Genomic DNA, 22959 nt, shown 5'->3' on the forward strand with positions numbered 1-22959 from the left:
TACCGGGGTGTATTGTCGCCAAGTCTGTGTCGATATAATGCCATAAATCAATGCTGTGGTAACTATTGATGCTTAAAAACATCCCTTAATCCAACTTATTTGTGTGTTATTTATGGCAATAACATCAAATCGGCAAGGTGGATTAATACCTTGTTGTTGCAAATAAGCGTTGGCACTGAGGCGAATGCGATTAATTTGCTTAGCGCTCAGTGCATTTATCGCGCCGCCAAAGGCTTGCGATTGGCGATATTTCACCTCAACAAACACTAAAGTCTGTTGCTGCTTCATAATGAGATCAATCTCGCCGAACTTGTAGCGCACATTTGCAGTAACAAAGGTTAATCCTTGTTGCTGTAAATATTCTCTAGCCTGTTGTTCAGCGAGTTCGCCTGATGTCATAGTGGCGTGAGTTTACCTTTTTCGTATTTGCCCCAGGTTAATTGACGGTCAATTAACCCATTAGGTTTTAGCGACAATGCACCGCTTCGGCCATTAAATTGGTATCCTGGAAATGCACGCATTTGGGCTAACCGGTTCACTAACTCGAGCGCGTCATACCCCATAACATATAAACGTTTTTGGCTGTTATTCCAGGTAGACCATAAAGATTCAACCATACGAGTTTCGTTACTTGGCTGCATTAACCAAGGTATGTCGCTGATCATCACTTTATTTAACTCTTGTGCCGACTGGGTTGATTCGTTTTCTAAGCGGCCGCGACTCGAAGTATAAAGTGCAACAGGTTCTGCAAATACACTGAAGTTAACGTCTAAAAAGGCTTTTAATAACGATAAATCTTGGTAAGCCGCAACCATATAGATAGCATCTATATCTTGGCGAGAGCGAAAATCAGCTTCAAGTTTGCTGCCCAGTATCTCTTTCATACGAGTAATTCTTGCCTGACTGTCTTTAACCCCTAAGGCTTCCTGCACCGTGAGTTTCATTTGGTCGCCGCTATCAAAATAATGAATTTCAGCGTTATTTTCTGTTAACGATAACCAGGTTTGATTAAAGCTTTCAGCCATACGTTTACCAATGGCGTCATTACTGGTTAGCAGTAAAGGTATCTTAACCCCATCGGCGTACAATTTACGCGCGGCATCACTGGCTTCTTGCGCGGGTGATAACGAGAAATAAAATTGATTAGACTGTGGCTCAAACTGCTCTAGTTGATTTAAATACAGTTGCGGAATAAGTTGCTCTTTACTTTGGTTTAAGCGTTGCAATTCCTCCACTTCATTAGGCAATAATGGCCCGATAATAAAGTCTGCACCGGTATCAGTTGCTTGCTGATAAGCTGCTTTGATGCCTATTTGGCTATCAATAAAATGCAGAGTGACATTGCTATCAAATTCGGCCATATAGCTGGCCATAATGCCCATTTTTATAGGTTCAGCAACAGCCGCTCTTGGGCCTGAAAGCGGTAATAGCACCGCAATGTTTTGCGGGCGATAAGGTTTAGCATTGAGCGCTTTTTCTAAATCAGACGGTAATTTTACCGCACCTGGATGATACGGGTTATTGCGTTGCCATTCGCCTAAATAACGAACCAGCTGAGTGGGTTCAACTGCATAGTGTTTAGCAATATAAGCGAGTTGTAGCCAGCCTGAAAATATTGGGTTTGCCGGTTCACGCATGAAGCTTTTAATGGTTTCTTCATGTAAGGGCTGTAACACTTTCCAAATAACGTCATTAACCTGAGTCGATTCAGATTTAGGCAAATAGTTACTTAACAAACTTAATTGTCTAATTTGATCGATAGGTTGTTGGATAGCCTTATAAAGGCGGGCTTTATACTGATGATATGTCGCCATTTGCCAACGGGGCAGTTGCCAATGGGGTGGATATTGTAATGTGTTTAATGCTGCCTGCGCATTTTGAGTCTTTTCATCAATACGCGCATTTAAGTAAATGTGCTCAGCCTGAATGGTAGACACTTTCACCATATTTTTTAGCATCGATGACAAAATGCTACGAGCAGAACTGTAATTACCATCATTAATATACGCATGGGCTGCTAATAACAGGTTGCGATCACGTTTTTCAGGCAAGCTGCTTTTGCTGGCTTCGGATAAATAAACACTTGCTGGTTGCTCTACAGACACTAATGACGTATTGACTACTTGATCAATACTTTCGGTTTTAGTGGCTGAACAACCAATCAATAATGCTGGTAGTGTCAGTGCCAATAGAAATTTAATTGAAATCAGTCTTTTTAACACAGGGCTTCACTCTGGTAAGATATTGGCTTTAGTTTAACCTGCTCTTACGCTGGGCGAAAGACTTGTGCAAAGAGATTATTGAGGTAGTTATGGATCAAGCCGCAGCACTTTATATTGTGCCCACCCCCATTGGCAATTTCGCGGACATGAGTAGCCGTGCAATTGAAGTGTTAAATCAAGTTAGCTTGATAGCATGTGAAGATACTCGGCACAGTGGCAGATTGTTAAGTCATTACGGTATTGAAACCCGTAAAACAGCCTTACATGACCACAACGAGCGTGATCGTGCCCAGTGGATTGTTGAGCAATTACAATCAGGTCAATCGGTTGCGCTTATTTCAGATGCTGGCACACCGCTAATATCTGATCCAGGCTATCACCTAGTTAAACATGTTAGAGATGCAGGTCATAAAGTCATTCCACTGCCGGGACCTTGCGCGGCAATTACTGCACTAAGTGCCTCTGGACTTCCATCAGACAGATTCAGTTTTGAAGGTTTTTTACCGGCGAAAGAAAAAGGTCGCATTGATAAATTAACAGCGCTTAAAGAAGACCCGCGTACGTTAATTTTTTATGAATCACCGCATCGCATTGTTCACAGCCTGACTTCAATAGTTACCGCGCTGGGCGCCGATCGCCAAATTGTTATGGCCAGAGAAGTCACTAAAACCTTTGAAACCTTCTTATCAGGCACTGCTGAAGAAGTACTGGCGATGGTTATCGCAGATGAGAACCAGCAAAAAGGTGAAATAGTTATTATGTGTCATGGCTTTGCCCAGACCGATGACGAGGCGATTCCCAAGGTCGCTATTGATACATTAACCCTGTTAGCTGCTGAATTACCACTTAAAAAAGCTGCCGCAATAGCTGCGCAAATACATGGTTTTAAAAAGAACGCATTGTATAAAATCGGGCTTGAACTCGGTTTATAATTTAAGTCATATCGATAAAGTAAACTATGGATTGGTTTGTTGGCAGGCTTACGCTATAATCCGCGCCGAGTTGGCCAGACAGTTGCCGCGTACTTAGGTACGGGGAGGAAAGTCCGGGCTTCAAAGAGCAGGGTACCAGGTAACGCCTGGGCGGTGTGAACCGACGACAAGTGCAACAGAGAGGAGACCGCCATTTTAGCTTGCTAAAATGGTAAGGGTGAAAGGGTGCGGTAAGAGCGCACCGTGCGGTTAGCAATAGTCCGTAGCAAGGTAAACTCTACCCGAAGCAAGACCAAATAGGGTTCCATTACTTTAAATAGTATGTGCGCTGCTCGCGTAGGAACCGGGTAGGTTGCTTGAGCCTGTGAGCGATTGCAGGCCTAGATGAATAACTGTCCACGACAGGACCCGGCTTATCGGCCAACTCACCTCTTTATAATAAAAGGCCTCACAGCGATGTGAGGCCTTTTGTTTTTCGCTTATGCCTATATACGCAGTAGCAGTTATAACTCGCATGTTACTAAGGTTGGTATTATTTACGGCATAAGCTAATTTTATCAAAGATATCATCAGCCTTGTTGTCTAGTGGCTAAATCTAACTAATTTATCAAAGTGCTCATAAACGGTTTGTGAGTGAAATTAACGCTTTAGAAAAGATTTTTTTAACCATTAGTGATTCCACTGGCGAAATCTTTCTGAGTAGTCCAATATCATAACTCTATAATTTTAATATCTTAGGTGATTATGGATTTGTCTTTGGAGTACAAAACTGCCGTTAAGCGCGGCTTCGCAGTGCTATTTTTGGGCTTAATCATCAGTGCCGCTTTGGCCTGGGTAGTTAATGAGCGTAACTCCGCTGAAATCAATAAGTCACTTCAAACTGCTTCAGAACAAATTAGTTATCAAGTATTGAGCCGTATCACTCTTTATCAATATGGTCTTCGCGGTGCTCGTGGAATGATTGTTACCGCTGGCGAAAATGAAGTATCTCGTGAGGCATTTGTTCGCTACAGTGCAACGCGAGAGGTTGATAAGGAGTTTCCCGGCGCGCGTGGGTTTGGTTTTATTCGTATTGTTTCCCCTGAGCAGCAAGCGTCTTTTATTACCCAAGCTCAACAAGATAGTTGGCCTAATTTTGCTATTCGTCAGCTTGCTCCCCACGATAATGACCGTTATGTGATTCAATATATTGAACCGGTTGAACGTAATATTGCTGCTGTTGGTCTTGATATTGGCTCAGAGCTGCAACGCCGAGAGGCAGCCGATGCCGCAATGCTATCTGGTGAAGTGCGTTTGTCTGGGCCAATTACCTTAGTGCAGGCGACAGGCAAATCGTTACAATCTTTTTTAATTTTGATGCCATTATACCGCAGTGTAGTAACTCCTTTAACACCAGAAGCTCGCAAAATTGAAGCATATGGTTGGAGCTATGCGCCTTTGGTGGCCGATGATGTATTGAGCGGATTAGCTTTATACCAGCAAACAGCTCAGTTAACCCTGACGGATGTAACTTCGCAAGATAACCCCATTACTTTTTATGAAACTCAGGCAACAGAAGCGGCTACTGTTACCCACTATCAATATACGGTGAACAAGAATATTTTTGGCCGTACATGGCAATTTAAGATAAGCGCCTACCCTGAATTTATCAATAACTTAAAGCTTAATCATGCCAGTGTTGTATTTATGTATAGCGTGCTTGTCAGTATTTTATTGGCGGGATTGGTTGTGCTGTGGTCTATTGGTTTACAACGTAAACAACAAGTGTTAACTGAACAGGCAAGGTTAGCCAATATGCTAGCGCATTCGCTTGACGGCATCATTAGTTATGATCTCGAGGGTTATATCACCAGCTGGAATCGAGGTGCTGAGTTACTGTTTGGCTACAACGAGGCACAGGTGTATGGGTCACTTAGTACTGAGCTGATTGTACCGCCTGAAAAAGCTGAACTTGAAAAATGTTGGTTTGCGAAAGTGTTAGCTGGAGAGGTTATTTTGAATCAAGTTTCATCTCATCAATGCCAAGATGGTAAAACTTTAGCGACGTCTATGACCGCTATGGCGATAGTGGATGAACAGGGTGATATTGTCGGCGTTAGTCAAACCATTCGCGATGTTACGGCGCAGCAAGATGCAGAGCTGCGGATTTTAAAGTTAAATGAAAGCTTGGAATTTAAGGTTGCCAACAGAACGCAAGAGCTGCAACAAGCTCTATCTGAAAATAGAGCCCTGCTTAAATCAATTAATGATCAACTACTTTCTGTAGTTACTGATATTAACGGTGTTATTTTAGAGGTCAACGACTACTTTTGTCGAATGAGTGGCTATTCTCGCGAGCAGCTCATAGGGAAAAACCATTCAATATTACGCTCTGGTGAACATGATGCCGTATTTTGGCAAGGCATGTGGGCACAGATTAATTCGGGGCAATCCTGGCACGGTGAAATTTGTAATTTAGACCAACAAGGTAGCAGACATTGGTTTGATACCATTATTGGCTCAGTAGCCGATGACAATGGCAATATCGAACGCTTTATTGCACTCAGCACCGATATTACTGAGCGTAAATTTGCCCAGATTGAGAAAAATAAACTGGGATCACTATTAACCAGTGTATTAGATGCGGCTTCTGAAATGTCGATAATTGCCACAGATGAAAAGGGTATTATTACGATATTTAATCGCGGGGCAGAACGTCTATTGGGCTATGACGCCAAAGTGTTAGTCGGTGTATGCAGTCCTGCTTTAATGCACTTACGTGAAGAGATAGAGTCACGTTCGATTGAGTTATCGCAGCATTATGGTATTCCGATTGAAGGTTTTGATGTATTTGTTTATAAGGCCAGAACAGAAGGCTCGGAAACGCGCAATTGGACTTATATCAAAAAAGATGGAACCCATTGCCAGGTATCCTTATCAGTTACTGCTATGCGCGATGATGACGGTCTCTTAGTGGGTTATTTAGGTATTGCGGTGGATGTTACCCAGGTATTACAACAACAAGATGCTTTAGTGACGGCAAGTAATCATCTGAGTAAGGCTTCTGAAGTGGCCAAAATGGGTATTTGGACTTTCAACGTACTAGACAATAGTTTGCAGTGGAATGACCGTATGCTTAGGATTTACGGTTATCCATTGAGCATGCGAGAAGAGGAGATAACCTACGATCATTGGCTTAGTCGAGTTCATCCTGATGATTTAGCAATGGTAGAGCAGAAACTGACAGGGGCGATAGCGGGCACTGAGGTATATGATCCAGTATTTAGAATCATCAAGACTGATGGTGAAATTCGTTATATTCAAGCGGCTGCCGAGGTTGAAAAAGACAAGCATGACAATGTTGTGAGAGTGATTGGTATTAATATTGATATTACCGAACAACGTGAAATAGAAGAAACGCTTCGCACAGCCAAAGAACAAGCTGATGCAGCTAATGCCGCAAAGTCGGTATTTTTAGCCAATATGAGTCACGAAATTCGTACTCCAATGAATGCGGTGCTGGGCATGTTGCAGCTAATGGAGCATACCGCCATGTCCACTCAGCAAGAGGATTATATTGCTAAGACGCAAACTGCGGCTAAATCTCTGTTGGGTTTATTAAATGACATTTTGGACTTTTCTAAAATTGAAGCCGGTAAGTTACAACTTGACCCGCAGCCCTGCGAAATAGAAATGTTAATGCGCGACCTTGCCGTGGTGTTATCAGGTTATTTTGGCAATCGTGATGTTGAAGTGATGTTTAATCTTGACCCCGCTATCCCATCTTGGCTGCTTCTCGATAAGCTAAGATTACAGCAAGTGCTAATCAATTTAGCCGGCAATGCGCTGAAGTTTACCCAACAAGGGCAAGTCGTGATTGGCATTGAGTGCCTTGAATCAACAGCGGAAAATAACAAGCTGCGATTCTCGATTACCGACACAGGGATAGGCATCAGTGAAGAGCAACTTAGTCGCATTTTTACCGGATTTGAACAAGCGGAATCTTCTACAACTAGGCGTTTTGGAGGCACAGGTTTGGGGTTAGCCATTAGTAAACGTTTGGTAGAGCTGATGGACGGTGAGTTGTTAGTCACCAGCCAAGTCGGCAAAGGAAGTTGCTTCTGGTTTGATGTCACTTTACCGCTAATACCTATGACCGCAGAAGCTTCAATCGATATTCAGGGATGTCGAATTTTAGTGGTAGATGACAATCATACCACTACGGAGATTTTACAAAGTATCTTGGTTAATTTTGGTTGTGTTGTCGAGTGCGCTTATAGTGGTGCTGAAGCGATAACTAAATGTAAACAGGCAAATAATGCTCGACTGCCGTTTGATGTTGTTTTAATGGATTGGAATATGCCTGAACTTAATGGCATAAATGCCGCGAGGTTATTGCGTGCGTCGGTGCAAGGCCAGCAGGGCCAGCAAGGTATTGCACCGGCGGTAATAATGTTGACGGCTTACAGTAAAGAAGCTTGCCGTCAAGATTATAAAGATTCAAGTGCGCCATTTGTGCACTTTTTAACTAAGCCTGTAACGTCTAAGCTTTTGGCTGAGTCCATTAGCCAAGTGATCCGCGGTGAGCTGATGGCTTTACCGGTACCGGTAAAACTGAACAAGCAAAAGCGCTTGTCGGGATTAACCATTTTAGTGGTAGAAGATAATCAATTAAATAGGCAAGTGGCCGATGAACTACTTACCCTAGAAGGCGCTAAGGTGGTATTGGCCGAAGGTGGTATTAAGGGCGTGTCTTTGGTTACCCAAGCAAAACAGGCATTCGATATCGTTATTATGGATATGCAGATGCCTGATATAGATGGCCTGGAGGCAACTCGACGCATTCGACAAGATGCCCGTTTTGATCTGTTGCCTATTCTTGCTATGACGGCTAATGCCTCACAGTCAGACAGAATCAATTGTATCAATGCCGGCATGAATGATCATATAGGTAAACCTATCGATATGCAGAAGTTAGTGCCGAGTATTTTGGCCCTTGTCGGGCGTGAATTTACCTCAGTTGCAATCGATAATACTGTAGGCAAGCAAGAGACATCTGTAGTGCTTGAGCCTAAACTTCCTGCTGAGGGCGAGCACTTATTAGATAGCCTTGAACAAATACTGAGCCGATTTGGAGACAATGAAGTGTTTTTCAAAAAAATGGCCAAAGGATTTGAGGCTGAAATAGATAAACAGTTATTGCTGTTTACAGCTGCAATTGGGCAAGCCGATCCACTAATTAGCGCCGCAGTTAGCCATGGAATTAAGGGCGTTGCCAGTAATTTTGGCGCAAAAACCTTAGCTGATTTTGCGGCTTATTTAGAACAGCAGTTTAAACACGGTAACCCTCAAGTGCGACAAGTTGAACGCTGGACGGAGAAGTTAACTTTATTAGCTCAACTCAGCGTTAAGCAGCTGTCTGAGTATATATCTGAGACGCCATCAAATGAAGCACCAGCAGTTGACCCACAAGTGCAAGGTTTACCTGAAGATGTTGAACTTATAAACAATAAAATCATGTTGTTGAAGCAATATTTACAACAAAACAACTTGGATGCTATTTACCTAGTGGACGACATGGCCGCTTCATTGTCTTATCATAGGTGTTGGACCGAGTTATATTCCCAAGTTCAAGCGCTTGATTTTGAAAATGCTTTGGCATTACTCGCGGTTATCGAGACGGAGGTAGGTTAATGTTAGATTCTGAAGTATTGAGTTTGGCTGACGATAATAAAGGTAAGATCTTGATTGTTGATGATCAGCCGTTAAATATCAAAATATTGCATCAGCTATTTCATCAAGAGTTTGATGTCTATATGGCCACTAGTGGTAAACAGGCCATTGAAGTGTGCGAAAAAGTGAAGCCTGACGTGATATTGTTAGATATTGAAATGCCCGGAATGACAGGACTACAGGTTTGTGAAGAGGTAAAAAACAATCCTATAACCGCTCATACTGCAGTGGTTTTTGTGACAGCGCACTTTGATGAAGAGTTGGAAGTTAAAGGGTTTCAATTAGGTGCTGTTGATTTTATTCACAAACCAATAAACAGCATTATTACCACCACAAGGGTTAAAAACCAATTTTTACTCAAGCGCCAGTCAGATATTTTACGAGCGATTGCCCTGCTCGATAGCTTAACTGGATTAGCTAATCGCCGTCAATTTGAGCGGAGCTTACCTGAATCGTGGCGCCATTGTATTCGCCATAGTAAGCCTTTGTCATTAGTTATGCTGGATGTCGACTTTTTCAAACGCTACAACGACACCTATGGCCATCAACAGGGTGATGACTGCCTTCGCGCAGTCGCACAAGCTATTTATGGCATAGCACTTCGTCCCTATGATCTGGTCGCCCGATACGGTGGTGAAGAGTTTGTTTGTATTCTACCCGACACTGACAGTGAAGGCGCAGTCTCTATTGCTCAGAAGATGGTACAGGCAGTGCAGGCATTAGCTATTGAGCATACTGACTCTAGTATTTCATCTACTGTGACTATTAGCGCGGGCGTCGCCACCATTTTGCCGACGCTAGACGAGACATGGGAACAGGTACTCAAAGAGGCTGATATGCAGCTATATCAGGCGAAAGAGTCAGGGCGTAATCAGGTTAAAGGGATAATGTTGTAACTGACATTATCATCGCGACTAGACGAACCATTCTCGATAAGTTTACCTTGTGTCTTCTTCGACACCTTGTTCCTATCAACGGCTTTTATTTCACCTCGCTCATTTAAGGTGGGCGTCTTTGATATCGATCCATTTATTAAATCAGCAAGCAAGCTCTAAAGTCTAGGCTTGTAAGCCGTTTGCTAAAGAAATAACAGCGCGATTAAATACATTAAGTCAGTCGGTGAAATGGTGTAATGTTTATTATGCTGTGTGACGTTATCTAGGTACAGCTCGCTACATTGATGTTGTAAAAGCTAAAAATGTGAAGCTAATAGGGGGTTGTTAGACCTTAGTCTAGCAGCTAGAGCCTTGACCTCACACGGTAAGTCGTTGACACTTCTAAGCTACAATAATGCCTCCCCCTACTGGACAAATATTATGCTTATATTTTTCATATGTATTGCGTTGCTGGTCCTAGCTTATAAATTTTACAGCCCATTTGTAGAACGACAAGCTGGAATCGACCCCACCGCAAAAACGCCGCAAGCTCGATTTAATGATGGTGTGGACTATGTTGAAGTTCACCCTGTAAAAGCTTATTTAATTCAATTTTTAAACGTTGCAGGCGTAGGACCAATATTCGGTCCTATTCTTGGCGCTTTATATGGTCCCGTTGCCTTAGTATGGATTGTCATCGGTAATATCTTAGGTGGCGCGGTACATGACTATTTTTCGGGTGTATTGAGTATTAAAGAGGATGGTAAAAGTTTACCTGAAATTGCAGGTCACTATTTTAATATATTCTTTAAAGGTTTAATGCTGGTTTTTACTGCTATGTTACTGTTTTTTGTGGGCGTGGTATTTATTATGAGCCCAGCAGGACTATTAAGTAATTTAAGCTATTTTGAAGGCACATTCTTAAGCGGAAATACCTTTTGGGTATTGGTTATTTTAGTTTATTACTTTTTAGCGACTTTATTACCTATTGATAAAATCATCACTAAGTTATATCCGGTATTTGGGCTGTTAATGATTGTGATGACCCTGTCTTTAGCTGTGGCATTATTAATCAATGCGCCGCATTTACCCATGGCCGGAGACTTTCTAGCCTACTTTGACCATAGCCATTATAACAATGATTTATTAGAGCCTAATCCTGACGGATTACCCACATGGCCATTATTATTTGTCACTATTACCTGTGGTGCTATTAGTGGTTTTCACTCGACTCAAGCACCTATTATGGCGCGCTGTTTAACCAATGAAAAATATGTCCGCCCAGTGTATTTTGGCGCCATGATGTCAGAGGGTATTGTGGCGTGTGTATGGGCTACTGCAGGTATTGCAGCATTCCCAGGTGGTTATGTTGAGCTTAAAGAGATTTTGGCTCAGGGCGGCCCTGGGTTAGTGGTTAATCAGGTTGCAACCACTTATTTAGGTGTAGCGGGTGGCATTATGGCGATTATTGCTGTGGCAATTTTCCCTATCACCTCTGGTGATACCGCGTTCCGTTCATTGCGCTTAACCATTACCGATGCGTTTAATATTCCGCAAAGTATGCGTAACCGTTTACTGTTAGCTGTGCCAATTTTAGTGATTGCTTATTTCATGACTAAGATTGACTTCACATTGATCTGGCGTTATTTCGCCTTCTCAAACATGCTGTTATCTACCAGTGTATTGTGGCTAGCGACTAAGTATTTGTTTGATCGCGGCACTTTCCATTGGATTGTGAGTTTACCGGCGATTATTGGTACCAGTATTACGGTATCTTATATTATGACCGCAGGTATTGGTTTTGGCCTACCGATGGAATTAAGTAAGCCAGTCGGTATTGCGGTTGGTGTGGTGTCATTGATTGCACTTGTACTCGCACATCAAAAGCGTAAAACTGCAGTGGTATAAAATACAGTTTTTGTTATTAAAAAGACCTTGCGCTTGCAAGGTCTTTTTTTGGATTAAAAATTGGCTTTAACCCCTAGGTTAACAGTCGTGCCCAGAGATTTAGTATTATAGCCATTGTAAGTATATGCCTGCGAACGGGCTGAGAAATAATCTTCATTTAATAGATTTTCAACCCCAAGCGATAATTGCCAGCTGTCAAGTTGATAGCTGCTGCTTAGGTTCACTACATTGTAATGCTCAATTGGCCCCTGTGCTCCAACGTACGCACCATTGACCTGTTCAAAGCGTTTACGATCGCCTACATACATATAATTTAAGCCGATGCTGGCCTGCTGAATCGGCTGCCAGTTAAGGTAAGCGGTAAATTTAGGTGCGGCAATAATGCCGCCATCTAGGTAAACGTCAGCATCGGTATCTTTACCTTCAACCCAGCTGTAGGAAATTCCGGAACTTAGGTTGTCGAGTATTTGGTAGTCAAGTTGTGCCTCATATCCCCATATTTTTTGAGGTGCACGCACTGGCATATAAACACCTGTAACCGGGTCAAATTTGTTACTGGTACCAAGTTCAGATTCACTCTTGTAAGCCGCAAGCTCATAGCTTAGGTCGTTTAATTGACCAGAAAGGCCTATTTCATAATTATCAACAACCGAGGCTTGTGTTTGTACTAGGTTGATATCATTAACGGTAGCGGCTCGTAGTAATCTGCCTAAATCTGAAATATCAGCACCTTGAGAGAAACTAACAAATGGGCTGAATTGAGGAGTTAAGTTATACCTTAACCCCAAATTGTAGGTAGTAGAGTCATAGGTTAAGTCACCACCTTTTACGTCAAATGGGACTGAACAAGTACTAGGAGTGCTGCATAACTTGAGCGTTTGATAATTATCAACGGCCAAGTCGACACTGTCTTGTCTTACGCCTGCTTTTATAATCCAGTCATCGGCAATAATAAATTTGGTTTGTAAGTAGGCCGCTAAATTATACATGTCCATTTCTGGCACCCAAATACGGCCATCTTCTAGCGGTTGTGAGCTCACATCTTGTAGCGCATCGATACCATAAATGAAGGTTGCTGCAACGTGTTCCCAGTCGGCAGCGGTGGCCAAATTAACGCGAAAGCCTGTTTTTTCAGATTTAATCAGTGATTGTCCACCATCGTAACCTTCGCTAGGGTTAGCTAAGCTAGCTGAATAGAAAAACATGTTCTCTATTGTTTGAAGGTATCCATCTAATGTGAGTTGGGTGTTATAAAAAATGTCCTGGTCGACGTATTTCAACATTAAATTGTGATTGCCTCTAGGGCCTTGTGGCACCCCAGGTTTTGCTATGCCTTGAGTGTTATGAATAGCATAGGTTTTTACGCCACTATTAACACTGCCAAGCACATCAATTAAATCAGCATCTTGCTGGGCTTCATAATAGTTGTAAGTGAGTTGTACAGACTTATCATCGTCTAGCTGATAAGCGAGCTTGGTGAAAAGGTTATTTGATTGGGTTTCAGACAAACCATAGATCAAGCCAATAATATCGCCTTCAGCATCTCGCTCTAAACCTGTTTTTTCACTTATTGCACTCAATACATAACTAAAATCATCTAGTGTGCCGTCTATCGAGGTATCAAGCCTTACACCTGCGCTGTCATCTAGCTTTACCGCGCTAAATTTTGTTGAAGCGCCCAGATTAATATTTGCTTTATCAGTGCCCGCACCTTTGGTGATGTAGTTGATAATGCCACCAGAGGCGCCATTACCATAAATTGAGGTAGCCCCTTTAATCACTTCAATACGTTCTATTGCACCTGGGTCGATAGAGCTTACCCCCAGTTGACCATTACGCAGAGGGGTAGATTGCGGGACACCGTCAATCATAACCAATGCGGCGCGACCACGCAGTGTTTGGCCTGAATTACTTGAGGTTCCGGTGCTAGGTGCAAGGCCTGGCACACGAAAGGCGAGTAGGTTTTGTAGCTCACTGGTCACTTGCATATCTTGTGCTAGGGTTTGTTGGTTTATTAACGTCACCGATGATGGGACTTCGTCTATGCGCTCAACAGCGCGACTGCCAGTTATGATCATCCGTTCCATTGATTTGTTGCTAGTCTGAGCCTCATCGGCGATAGCGCTAGCTGATGATAAAGACATTAAGCATAATGCCCAGCGCGTCGCAGTCGCTAATTTACTAGGGGTAAATAACATATGTGTACCTATTGTGAATAATTTTTGCAAATGATATTAGTTATCATTTACGTTTTCAGATTATTTTCACAATATTTACATTCGCGAGACATTTGTGCTCGATGCTAGGCTTAGCATCAAACGTGTTATCGAGTTAAAAGTGGTCTTTAATTTGGAATCGAAACTCCCAGCTGTTCACGTCTTGTCCATTCGTAAACGGCTTGGCAATATCAATGTGGGCAATATTACCGTAACTTGATTTAGATGAATAAATTCGAGCGCCAATACCAATACTGCCTATAGGATCATTTACTTCATTAAATGCATCTGTGCCACCAAATGCCTGACCAACATCGGTAAATAAAGCCCAGCCCAAATCGGCAAGTTGATATAAATTGATATTAGGATAATTTCTTAATTCAGCGGTCAACACCCACTGATTATCACCGTGTTGATAATCATTAGGGTAGCCTCTAATACCGGTCTCATCCCCTAAGGCGAATGTTCGGTCAAGGTAGTTATTTTTTGATGTTGCAACGACTGCTTTGGTGTAAGCGGTCCATTTATCTGTAATGTTATAAAAATATTCAGACGCTAACGAAACATTATAAAAATCATCCTGGCTGGTGGCTAAATCAGCCTCGCCCTGCAGTTTGATTAAAAATAAATGGTTATCTGACTGCCATCCTCTGCTGCTGAGAATATTTAAGTGATATCCTAAATTAGCGTTATCGGCAAGATCATTGGTTTCAAAGCCAAGCTTAGCCGAATGGTGCCAACCTAAATTAAAGTCTTCGTTATTGCCGATAAGGTGAATATTATTAAGAACAGTAAAATCATCCTGTAGGTATTCATAGCCTATCCAGGGGTAGATAAAGTCACGATCAACGGGTAGTTCGCTTAGCGGATACGTTTCAAGATTTTCAAATTTATTGCTATCTTGAGTTAAACCAAAAGTCACCCGGCTAAGTTGATCCTGATCACGGGTTAACAACCAACCATAGGTTAGGTTAGCAAACTCGACATTATGTTTAAATTCGTTCACGTCGACACCATTTTGTCTAATGATGTCTGTTCGCTCATCTTGTACCCAAGATGTGCCATACATGTGCTTAGTATCTAAAGCATAAAAGGGTTTGTAAAAAGCCAATGCTGTGGCTTGACCATCACTATTATCATAAAAATCTGCGGCAACAATGGCATGTTTGATTGCTTTTACCGGTGCGCTAAAGGCAAATTTATAGCCGGTTCTGTCATCGCTAGCTTGATATTTCACCCGGGTATTAATACCTAAACCGAGTAAGTTATCCTCTTTAATACCAAAAGAGTACTTAGTGCCGCCGCCATTTTTGCTTAAACTCACAGTCGGTAATAAGGACCAGTTATCCCATGTTTCAACCAGCATGGTTTGGTCGGTCGTATTATCGGCGTCTGGCGCCTTTTGGGTAACGGTAATTTTAGCGTCACGAATATAAGATTCAGATCGCAAAAGACGTTGTGCTTCTTCAATATCTTTTTGGCTAATATCATCACCCACTTCAAAACTTAAATTATCTATGATGGTTGAGTCAGTCGTATTGATATGCAGATAGTTAGCCCAGCGGTGGATAAAGAATGATTCGGGGTCAGATTCATCAAAAATTGGATTACTTTGAACCACTATTTTACTGACTTTAACGGTGGAATTTGGGGTTTCTTTTTCAGCTAGGGAGGCCGTTTCAGGTGGCGGGGTTAAGGGTGTATTATTTGTATTAATATCTGCTGTAAAAGCTGAAAATGGCAAGGTTGCACACGCGATACTCAGTAACACTAAACAGGTTTTTGGCATCGAGATGTCCTTTAATTATTATCTTTAGACTAATTGTTACTAAAATGATCGTTAACATTTTGCTGGTGTTTTGTTTTTGTTGTCAGCATGTTTAATAACACACCTGAATTGGTATAGAGTCAAGTGTTTACCGTATTTGATTGGTATTGTTTTTGATATTGGTTATTAAAAAAACTAAACAGACAGAATTAGCTATAAATGGGTCGCTAGAATGGTTAATGAGTCAGTAGGTAAAATACTATTATGTAGCGAAAAAAATTAAGCAGGCCGAAAAATAGCAGCCTGCAGTATTTATCTGAGTATGACGACAGCCTATAAAGATCGTCTAGGCGGCACTATCACGTTAGCAAAAATAAGCCCTGCAATAAGCGACATAAAGATTAAAAATATTTGCGACCCCAGGTGTGCCTGATTCAACATTGTTTCACCAGAAATCAACGCATTAAGGCCGATATACGTTTTACTGCCGGGCACCAAAATAACGATGCCTTGCAACAGCGCGATAGAGGCAGGCGCTTTCATCCAACGTGCATACAAATTGGAGTAAATACCTACCGCCAGAGCGCCTACAAAAATACCGATGGATTCGCCTAAATAAATGCCGCCTAACATGGCTGAGAAAAAGGCCACAATACCGGCAAAAACACCCCATGGTGAATCTTTTAGGCGGGCTTTAAATATAATCACCAGTGACATAGATAGCATGGGTACCGCGGACCAAATGGCCCAACGAGGCAGTGGTTCAGGATCAATGTAAATCGCTTCGCCAAAAATGGCTTTACCGATTGTCATCCCAAGTACGGCGCCAAAATACAGTTTAAACAACTGCATAACGGCATCCATTATGCGTGCCGTGCCTGATATTAAATCGCGCGCCGCTAACTCAGCTAACCCTAAAGTCAGTGCTAAACCGGGGACAAAGATGATGATCCCCGATAAAATAGTCACAGGTAAATTAATGCTGGCATCAAATTGCGCAATACCGCAGGCCAGGATAGCCACAACAACGGCGGCCAAAGGTTCTAGCATTTCGGCAACACGTTTAGAGCGCTCAGCCCAAAACACTAAACTGTATACAATTAGCCCCAGCAGGGCAGACCAAAACACATCATGCCAACCCGTACCCATTAACATGGCAAAAGCACCCGCACTTGAACCAAAGGCTAATAAAGTAAGCTTGTGGCCATAAGGGTTGGGTTTGTTGGCAATTTCTTCTAAGCGGTCAAGCGCTTCTTGCAATGTGCGTTGGCCAGAACTTAATTCTTCAACTAATTCAAAGGTACGCGCCAGTGAGCCTAAATCTAAATCACCAGGTTTTACGCGGGCAACATGGTTGTATTCTTGTTCTGTATCATGTTGTAAAACAAACGTCATAGACGTGGGAGATATAAGAAAATAACCTTCAATACCAAGGGTGTGGGATACCGTCTGCAAATGGGATTCAAGGCGATAAGCTGGCGTACCAAACTTGTGTAATGCTTTACCTAATTTAATGATAAATCTACGTTTTTCGATAAAGTCTTGATTATCCACTGGCCGTCAGTCACTCTTAATTAATCTTGGGTTAATAATGCAGCGAATAGTAACCGATCCGTCGTTATTAATCGATAAACTATTTGCCTTCAATACCAGCCGTTAAAATTTTAGCTGGTTTTTATCAAGGTGATAGTTTACTCATTTATGGTTATGATAGTGTTACAAAAATAGACAGGAGCAAAAAATGGCTTTATTGGTAACAGGTTTATATGCGAGTTTGACCGGATTATTGGTGCTCGCACTTGCTTATCGCATTGTTAAATTACGACGTTTACATGCTATTGGTATTGGTGATGGCGGTAATAAAGACTTATCGTTAGCAATGCGAGTGCATGGCAATTTATTAGAAAATGCGCCACTGGTATTAATTTTACTTGGGGTGGCAGAAGCAAATGGCATGCCTGTTTATTTGCTTCACTGTTTTGGTACCGCTTGGATTGTGGCGCGTTTACTACACGCCATAGGATTAACCCAAGGAAAAGGCGGTTATCATTTTGGCCGCTTCTGGGGAGTATTAACCACTTGGATAATCACCTTAGGTTTAGTGATAGCTAATATTGGTTTCTTTATCGGTTTTTAATAAACCAGCCACTTTTCAAGTTATCAGTAATAACATACAGAAATAAGTGGAATTTTTCTATTTCCACTTATTTTATAGGGTTCTAAGCTCTGGTGAAAACATAAAATTATTTCACCTTTGCTGTTTTTTTAGTCACACTTCCCCCTTGCCAACTGCTATACTCCGCGTCCGCTTCTTTGGCGTATTTTTCCAATTTTAGGTCATACACATGCAAGTTGAGTCTACATTATTTAGTTATCCCAAATTTTGGGCCGAAAGCTTTGGTGCGGCGCCATTTTTACCTATGTCCCGCAAAGAAATGAATAAGCTGGGTTGGGATAGCTGTGACATTATCATTGTGACTGGTGACGCCTACGTCGACCATCCTAGCTTCGGCATGGCCGTTATTGGCCGCATGTTAGAGGCTCAAGGTTATCGGGTGGGGATCATTTCTCAACCCGACTGGTCAAGCAAAGAAGACTTTATGCAGCTGGGTCGACCAAACTTATTTTTTGGTGTCACCGCTGGCAACATGGATTCGATGATCAACCGGTACACCGCTGACCGTAAATTACGTCACGATGATGCTTACACCGCCGGAGATATTGGTGGTAAACGCCCTGATCGCGCCGTGACGGTTTATGCCCAGCGTTGTAAAGAAGCATTTAAAGAAATACCTGTAGTAATAGGCGGTATCGAAGCGAGTTTACGCCGTATTGCTCATTATGATTATTGGTCAGACAAAGTCCGTCGCAGCGTGATTTTTGATGCTAAAGCTGACATTTTAATTTACGGCAATGCCGAGCGTCCTTTAATGGAAGTTGCCCGTCGTATTGCCAGTGGTGAAGCTATTGGCGATATTGATGATGTGCGTGGCACAGCAGTCATGCGCAAAGAAGCTATGCCTGGCTGGCGCGGCATGGATTCACGCAAAATTGATCAACTGCATAAAATTGAACCTATACCCAATCCCTATGGAGCTGATGACGTTGGCTGCGCCAAACTATCTGGGCCAACCGATAACAAAATTTTTGACAACGATGCGCCTAAAGCGATCAGCGTACAACCGCCTAAACCGAAACCTTGGGATAAAACTTACGTATTACTGCCAGCCTATGACAAGGTAGCAAGTGATAAGTATTTATACGCCCACGCATCACGTATTTTACACCAGGAGCAAAATCCAGGTTGTGCCCGTGCGTTATTCCAGCCACACGATGCCAATCGTGGTGTGTGGGTTAACCCACCAGCTTGGCCGTTAAATACCGATGAAATGGATGCGGTATTTGATTTACCATACCAGCGCATTCCGCACCCTGTGTACGGCAAGGAAAAAATCCCTGCTTATGACATGATTAAAACCTCAATTAATATCATGCGTGGTTGTTTTGGTGGTTGTTCATTCTGTTCGATTACCGAGCATGAAGGGCGAATTATTCAAAGTCGCTCGCAAGAGTCGATCATTAAAGAAATTAAAGATATTCAAGAAAAAGTGCCGGGCTTTACCGGGGTTATTTCTGACTTAGGCGGCCCAACAGCTAACATGTATCGCTTAGGTTGTACTAGCGAGAAAGCCGAAAAAACCTGTCGCCGTTTATCCTGTGTTTACCCATCAATATGTGGCCATTTAGGCACAGATCATAAACACACCATCGACTTGTATAAAGCGGCGCGTGAAGTGCCGGGTATTAAAAAGGTATTGATTGCATCTGGGGTTCGTTACGATTTAGCGATTGAAAACCCTGATTATATTAGAGAGTTAGCTAAGCATCATGTGGGCGGCTATTTAAAAATTGCCCCTGAACATACCGAAGATGGCCCATTAAGCAAAATGATGAAGCCGGGTATGGGCACCTATGATAAGTTTAAAGAATTGTTCGACAAGTTCTCTAAAGAGGCAGGTAAAGAACAGTTTTTAATCCCTTACTTTATTTCTGCGCACCCAGGCACTACCGATGAAGACATGGTCAACTTGGCGTTATGGCTTAAAGGTCAAAAATTTAAGTTAGATCAGGTGCAAAATTTTTATCCTTCACCTATGGCCAATGCGACCACAATTTATCACACTGAGTTAAACTCACTTAAAAATGTGAAGCACACCAGTGAGATAGTGACAGTACCTAAAAAAGGTCGTCAGCGTAAATTACATAAATTCTTATTACGTTATCATGACCCTGCAGGCTGGCCGATGATCCGTGAAGCCTTGATAGCCATGGGTAAAGAATCGCTTATTGGCAATAGCCCAAGCTGTTTAGTGCCACCGGAAACCCGCAATGAGCAAACAAAACTTAAGTGGGGCCAAAAGCCTGCTAAGTCGTCTGCCAAAGCCGATGGTAAGCAAGATGGCCAAAAAGCCATGACCCGTTTTTCATCAAATCAATTTGATGATCGCAAGGGCGACACCAAAGCAGATAAAAAGCCCAAAGCGGCAGGCGGGCAAGCTAAAGCTGGTGCAAATAAAGCGGGTTCAGGCAAAGCTAATGCTAGTAAACCTAATGCCAGCAAAGCGGGTGGCAAAAGTAATGGTTGGGCAACACCGTCAAAGCATACACGCTAAGATGCATTTATTATCCCGAGCTGAGGTTAGTTAGGTTTGTTTGATTCATCAAAGCCGTACAGTTAAACTGTACGGCTTTTTTATTAGCTAAATTGGGGGCTCGGCTCAATTATTCAAACGACTTCCTTTTGGTGCATTTATTCAGGTTCAATTCAAAAAAAACTGCTATGGTTGCCAATCTTACCCATACCTATTAGGCATAATAATGACAACAACTCCTATCAAATCAGCCTTATCTTTATCATTACTTGCGACAGCACTTTTTTCCGTTGCAAGCCTTGCGGCAGATGACATTCAAAATCAATATTTTGATGCCTTATCCGCCCACTGTGGCAAAGCATTTGAAGGTGTAGTGACCGCAGGTAGCAGTGCTGATGATGGCTTTAGCGGTAAAAAACTGGTGATGCATGTACGCGAATGTAGCGACACAGAATTAAAAGTGCCATTTCATGTTGGTGATGACCATTCTCGTACTTGGGTGATCACTAAAACTGAAACCGGTTTACGCTTAAAGCATGATCACCGCCACAAGGATGGCACAGAAGATAAAGTCACTATGTACGGTGGCGATACCGCAGATTCTGGCACGGTTACCCAACAATCTTTTCCGGTTGATGCTGAGTCCATTGCCAACTTTAAACAAAACGGCCTAGATCAGTCAGTGACCAATGTATGGCACATGTACATAGAGCCAAACACCTTTACTTACCGCCTAACTCGCGAAGAACGTAACTTTAGAGTCGACTTTGACTTGACCAAACCCGTCGGATTACCGCCAACGCCATGGGGGCATAAGTAAGTTTTTGCTGAAAGCATACGCAAGGCTTAACGTATAAATGCTTCTGCGGCAAGGTAGTCAATTGCTAGCCGCAGAAGCCTATGTGCAGATACTTCTTCGGGACGCTGTACGCCATCCATGGCCGCTTAACGAAAACATCCCTGTTTTCGATACCCTCAGCGGCATCTACACTTCGCCATTTTCTCTCTTCGATTTAGCCTAATAGGTTTATATCTATACAAGTATCTATTTTTAATAATAAATTTAAGTTGTAAGTGTGACAAAAATCTTGAATTAAACCCACAAATCAGATTAAAGTATAGCCACTTAAGGACAGGGTAGGCTTAGCTCGAAACAATCATCGAGCACGCCATTTAGGGAAGAAGAAGCCATTCAATAATGATGCGCCAATCAACTTAACATTAGCTTTAAACCTGAGCCAGCAGCTGATTGGACAAAACCTTAAGTCATCCGGCCCAGTTTAAGTGAGCATTGCTGTTACTAAGCTGGGCCTAAGTTAGTCGCCACAAATAAGTGTAATAAAAGTAGATGCAATAAAATGAGTTGCAATAAATTCGTGGAGCTAAGTCATGGAATATGAAATTAATCGAGTCACTACCACCTTGTTGGCAGCCTGCGAGGCGGCGCGTCTGCCAGAACGTTACCAAGCGCTAGTCGACAAGTACCCTCAAGATCCCGATGACAACGCGCCTATGGTGTCTTTGCCGGGAAAGATAGCCATAGTGGACAGCTTTGGTCTGCCTATACGCTATGTTAAATCTGAAGGTGGCTACTTTCGCCTCAACCATAAAAAATTCGCTCATCCGCATATGAGTGTGACCATAATTATGCTGCAATGGGTAAGGTTTACAATTGGCACCTATTTAGATGGGAATTGGCGTGGAACTTATATGCCAGAGCTGGCCCATATGGTGCGTTATCTTCGGGGGGAAACCACAGAGAATTATCAGCATTCACCTAATAATTCAGTCTGGTGCTATAACGAGACCCAGCTAACTCAAGCATTAACCGAGTTATTTGCCATCTTTAACGATGTTTGCCAGGCAATGCCACCTTTGCCTCCCGGCACTAAAGTGACCTGGAACTAGTAGGTTGTGAACACATAAATGATTACTGCTGCCTAATTAATAATGCAGCGGCTCTGATGAAATAAGGAGGCAAAATGTCTGTCGCATTAAGGTTCAGCGCTGAGTTAACTCTCAGTGAAACTCAACGAGTAGCCTTACAAGAGTTAACGCTAAAATATAATAATAACAAAGAATATCAAGGTCTTGTTTTTGATAGTGCTGCGGAATCAATCTGTTTTCAACTTGAAAATACCGCGTTCTCAGGTTACATCAAGTACCCAATCGCTAGTAACTCGGATGATTGGATATTTGATGCCATCAGTTTTGAAGGCATAGTGCTGGCCTGGCTTAGCGAAGTACGGCGCACCTTTGGTGGCGATGATTGGCAAGTTTATCGACAAGATATTGAGCCGGTAGCCTGGATTGAAGCGTCGCAAACCTACTACCACGATCCTTTGTAACTCATAAGCTGAAACTACTGATGCCAAAGAGTATGACCTTCAATAGGGATCATAGGTTTGCGACCTGACTACCCAGCGGTTTGTAATTTAGTCGAATTTAGTCGGGTCAGGAATTTAGTCGGGTCAGTGTAAAAGATAAGTTAACCCATTATCTTTTATCTTGTTTGGTATAGCTTTCCCATAGCCATCAATGAAACTAAATCGAAGAAACAAAAATTCAGGTGCAGATGAGCCAGCGAGTATCAAAAACAGGGACGTTTTTGTTAAGCCCACATGGAGGTGCTTGCGGCGTCTCGCTGGATTATCTGCACTAAGGCCTGCGGCAG

The 22959-nt window shown here is 42.5% G+C and carries 14 protein-coding genes and 1 other RNA gene; 10 read left to right on the plus strand and 5 right to left on the minus strand.

The window, feature by feature from the left end:
- Positions 1 to 72 precede the first annotated feature (72 nt).
- Positions 73 to 399: a YraN family protein gene (locus ACRWQL_RS12065; protein WP_434927404.1), complete on the minus strand. Its 327-nt coding sequence runs from the start codon at positions 397 to 399 to the stop codon at positions 73 to 75.
- Positions 396 to 2222, minus strand: coding sequence for a penicillin-binding protein activator (locus tag ACRWQL_RS12070; protein WP_434950191.1), 1827 nt, complete (start codon positions 2220 to 2222; stop codon positions 396 to 398). The genes ACRWQL_RS12065 and ACRWQL_RS12070 overlap by 4 nt, the downstream gene beginning before the upstream one ends.
- Positions 2223 to 2311: 89 nt before the next feature.
- Here ACRWQL_RS12070 and rsmI point away from each other — a divergent pair, with 89 nt between their 5' ends.
- The 5 genes from rsmI (at position 2312) to ACRWQL_RS12095 (ending at position 11649) form a co-directional block, all read left to right on the plus strand.
- Positions 2312 to 3154 carry a 16S rRNA (cytidine(1402)-2'-O)-methyltransferase gene (gene rsmI, locus ACRWQL_RS12075; RefSeq protein ID WP_434927402.1) on the plus strand — a complete coding sequence of 281 codons (843 nt, stop codon included), beginning with the start codon at positions 2312 to 2314 and terminating at the stop codon, positions 3152 to 3154.
- Positions 3155 to 3220: 66 nt separating this feature from the next.
- Positions 3221 to 3586: RNase P RNA component class A (gene rnpB, locus ACRWQL_RS12080), an RNA gene on the plus strand.
- A gap of 324 nt (positions 3587 to 3910) precedes the next feature.
- Positions 3911 to 8827 (plus strand): PAS domain S-box protein, encoded by a 4917-nt coding sequence (locus tag ACRWQL_RS12085; protein ID WP_434950193.1) that lies wholly within the window; start codon positions 3911 to 3913, stop codon positions 8825 to 8827.
- Positions 8827 to 9762: a diguanylate cyclase domain-containing protein gene (locus ACRWQL_RS12090; RefSeq protein WP_434939317.1), complete on the plus strand. Its 936-nt coding sequence runs from the start codon at positions 8827 to 8829 to the stop codon at positions 9760 to 9762. The genes ACRWQL_RS12085 and ACRWQL_RS12090 overlap by 1 nt, the downstream gene beginning before the upstream one ends.
- 420 nt (positions 9763 to 10182) lie before the next feature.
- Positions 10183 to 11649: a carbon starvation CstA family protein gene (locus tag ACRWQL_RS12095; RefSeq protein WP_226412855.1), complete on the plus strand. Its 1467-nt coding sequence runs from the start codon at positions 10183 to 10185 to the stop codon at positions 11647 to 11649.
- Between the two features lie 53 nt (positions 11650 to 11702).
- On the opposite strand, the gene ACRWQL_RS12100 is transcribed toward ACRWQL_RS12095, so the two are convergent.
- The 3 genes from ACRWQL_RS12100 to ACRWQL_RS12110 all read right to left on the minus strand — a co-directional run bounded on the left by ACRWQL_RS12100 (position 11703) and on the right by ACRWQL_RS12110 (position 17187).
- The gene (locus ACRWQL_RS12100) at positions 11703 to 13847 is read right to left on the minus strand and encodes a TonB-dependent receptor (RefSeq protein ID WP_434950195.1); all 2145 of its coding nucleotides are present in this window, start codon (positions 13845 to 13847) and stop codon (positions 11703 to 11705) included.
- Between the two features lie 133 nt (positions 13848 to 13980).
- Positions 13981 to 15654: a hypothetical protein gene (locus ACRWQL_RS12105; RefSeq protein ID WP_434950197.1), complete on the minus strand. Its 1674-nt coding sequence runs from the start codon at positions 15652 to 15654 to the stop codon at positions 13981 to 13983.
- Positions 15655 to 15966: 312 nt separating this feature from the next.
- Positions 15967 to 17187, minus strand: a complete 1221-nt coding sequence (locus ACRWQL_RS12110) for a threonine/serine ThrE exporter family protein (protein ID WP_434927396.1) — start codon at positions 17185 to 17187, stop codon at positions 15967 to 15969.
- A gap of 187 nt (positions 17188 to 17374) precedes the next feature.
- On the opposite strand from ACRWQL_RS12110, the gene ACRWQL_RS12115 reads away from it, so the two are divergent.
- From ACRWQL_RS12115 to ACRWQL_RS12135, 5 genes are all read left to right on the plus strand, one after another.
- Positions 17375 to 17770, plus strand: coding sequence for an MAPEG family protein (locus ACRWQL_RS12115; RefSeq protein ID WP_434927395.1), 396 nt, complete (start codon positions 17375 to 17377; stop codon positions 17768 to 17770).
- Positions 17771 to 17978: 208 nt separating this feature from the next.
- Complete coding sequence (locus ACRWQL_RS12120) at positions 17979 to 20306, plus strand: YgiQ family radical SAM protein (RefSeq protein WP_434950199.1); 2328 nt, start codon at positions 17979 to 17981, stop codon at positions 20304 to 20306.
- 205 nt (positions 20307 to 20511) lie between these two features.
- The gene (locus tag ACRWQL_RS12125; protein ID WP_434950201.1) at positions 20512 to 21105 is read left to right on the plus strand and encodes a hypothetical protein; all 594 of its coding nucleotides are present in this window, start codon (positions 20512 to 20514) and stop codon (positions 21103 to 21105) included.
- 569 nt (positions 21106 to 21674) lie between these two features.
- Complete coding sequence (locus ACRWQL_RS12130) at positions 21675 to 22193, plus strand: hypothetical protein (protein WP_434950203.1); 519 nt, start codon at positions 21675 to 21677, stop codon at positions 22191 to 22193.
- 74 nt (positions 22194 to 22267) lie between these two features.
- Positions 22268 to 22633: a hypothetical protein gene (locus tag ACRWQL_RS12135; RefSeq protein WP_434950205.1), complete on the plus strand. Its 366-nt coding sequence runs from the start codon at positions 22268 to 22270 to the stop codon at positions 22631 to 22633.
- Positions 22634 to 22959 lie beyond the last annotated feature (326 nt).

This window comes from Shewanella sp. HL-SH4 (assembly GCF_051164845.1).
GTDB classification, from domain to species: domain Bacteria; phylum Pseudomonadota; class Gammaproteobacteria; order Enterobacterales; family Shewanellaceae; genus Shewanella; species Shewanella glacialimarina.

What these genes read in the sequence shown, in the direction of transcription:
- ACRWQL_RS12065 (WP_434927404.1), bottom strand. Translation starts at nt 399, where the DNA reads ATGACATCAGGCGAACTCGCTGAACAACAGGCTAGAGAATATTTACAG.
- rsmI (WP_434927402.1), top strand. Translation starts at nt 2,312, where the DNA reads ATGGATCAAGCCGCAGCACTTTATATTGTGCCCACCCCCATTGGCAAT.
- ACRWQL_RS12090 (WP_434939317.1), top strand. Translation starts at nt 8,827, where the DNA reads ATGTTAGATTCTGAAGTATTGAGTTTGGCTGACGATAATAAAGGTAAG.
- ACRWQL_RS12095 (WP_226412855.1), top strand. Translation starts at nt 10,183, where the DNA reads ATGCTTATATTTTTCATATGTATTGCGTTGCTGGTCCTAGCTTATAAA.
- ACRWQL_RS12100 (WP_434950195.1), bottom strand. Translation starts at nt 13,847, where the DNA reads ATGTTATTTACCCCTAGTAAATTAGCGACTGCGACGCGCTGGGCATTA.
- ACRWQL_RS12105 (WP_434950197.1), bottom strand. Translation starts at nt 15,654, where the DNA reads ATGCCAAAAACCTGTTTAGTGTTACTGAGTATCGCGTGTGCAACCTTG.
- ACRWQL_RS12115 (WP_434927395.1), top strand. Translation starts at nt 17,375, where the DNA reads ATGGCTTTATTGGTAACAGGTTTATATGCGAGTTTGACCGGATTATTG.
- ACRWQL_RS12120 (WP_434950199.1), top strand. Translation starts at nt 17,979, where the DNA reads ATGCAAGTTGAGTCTACATTATTTAGTTATCCCAAATTTTGGGCCGAA.
- ACRWQL_RS12125 (WP_434950201.1), top strand. Translation starts at nt 20,512, where the DNA reads ATGACAACAACTCCTATCAAATCAGCCTTATCTTTATCATTACTTGCG.
- ACRWQL_RS12130 (WP_434950203.1), top strand. Translation starts at nt 21,675, where the DNA reads ATGGAATATGAAATTAATCGAGTCACTACCACCTTGTTGGCAGCCTGC.
- ACRWQL_RS12135 (WP_434950205.1), top strand. Translation starts at nt 22,268, where the DNA reads ATGTCTGTCGCATTAAGGTTCAGCGCTGAGTTAACTCTCAGTGAAACT.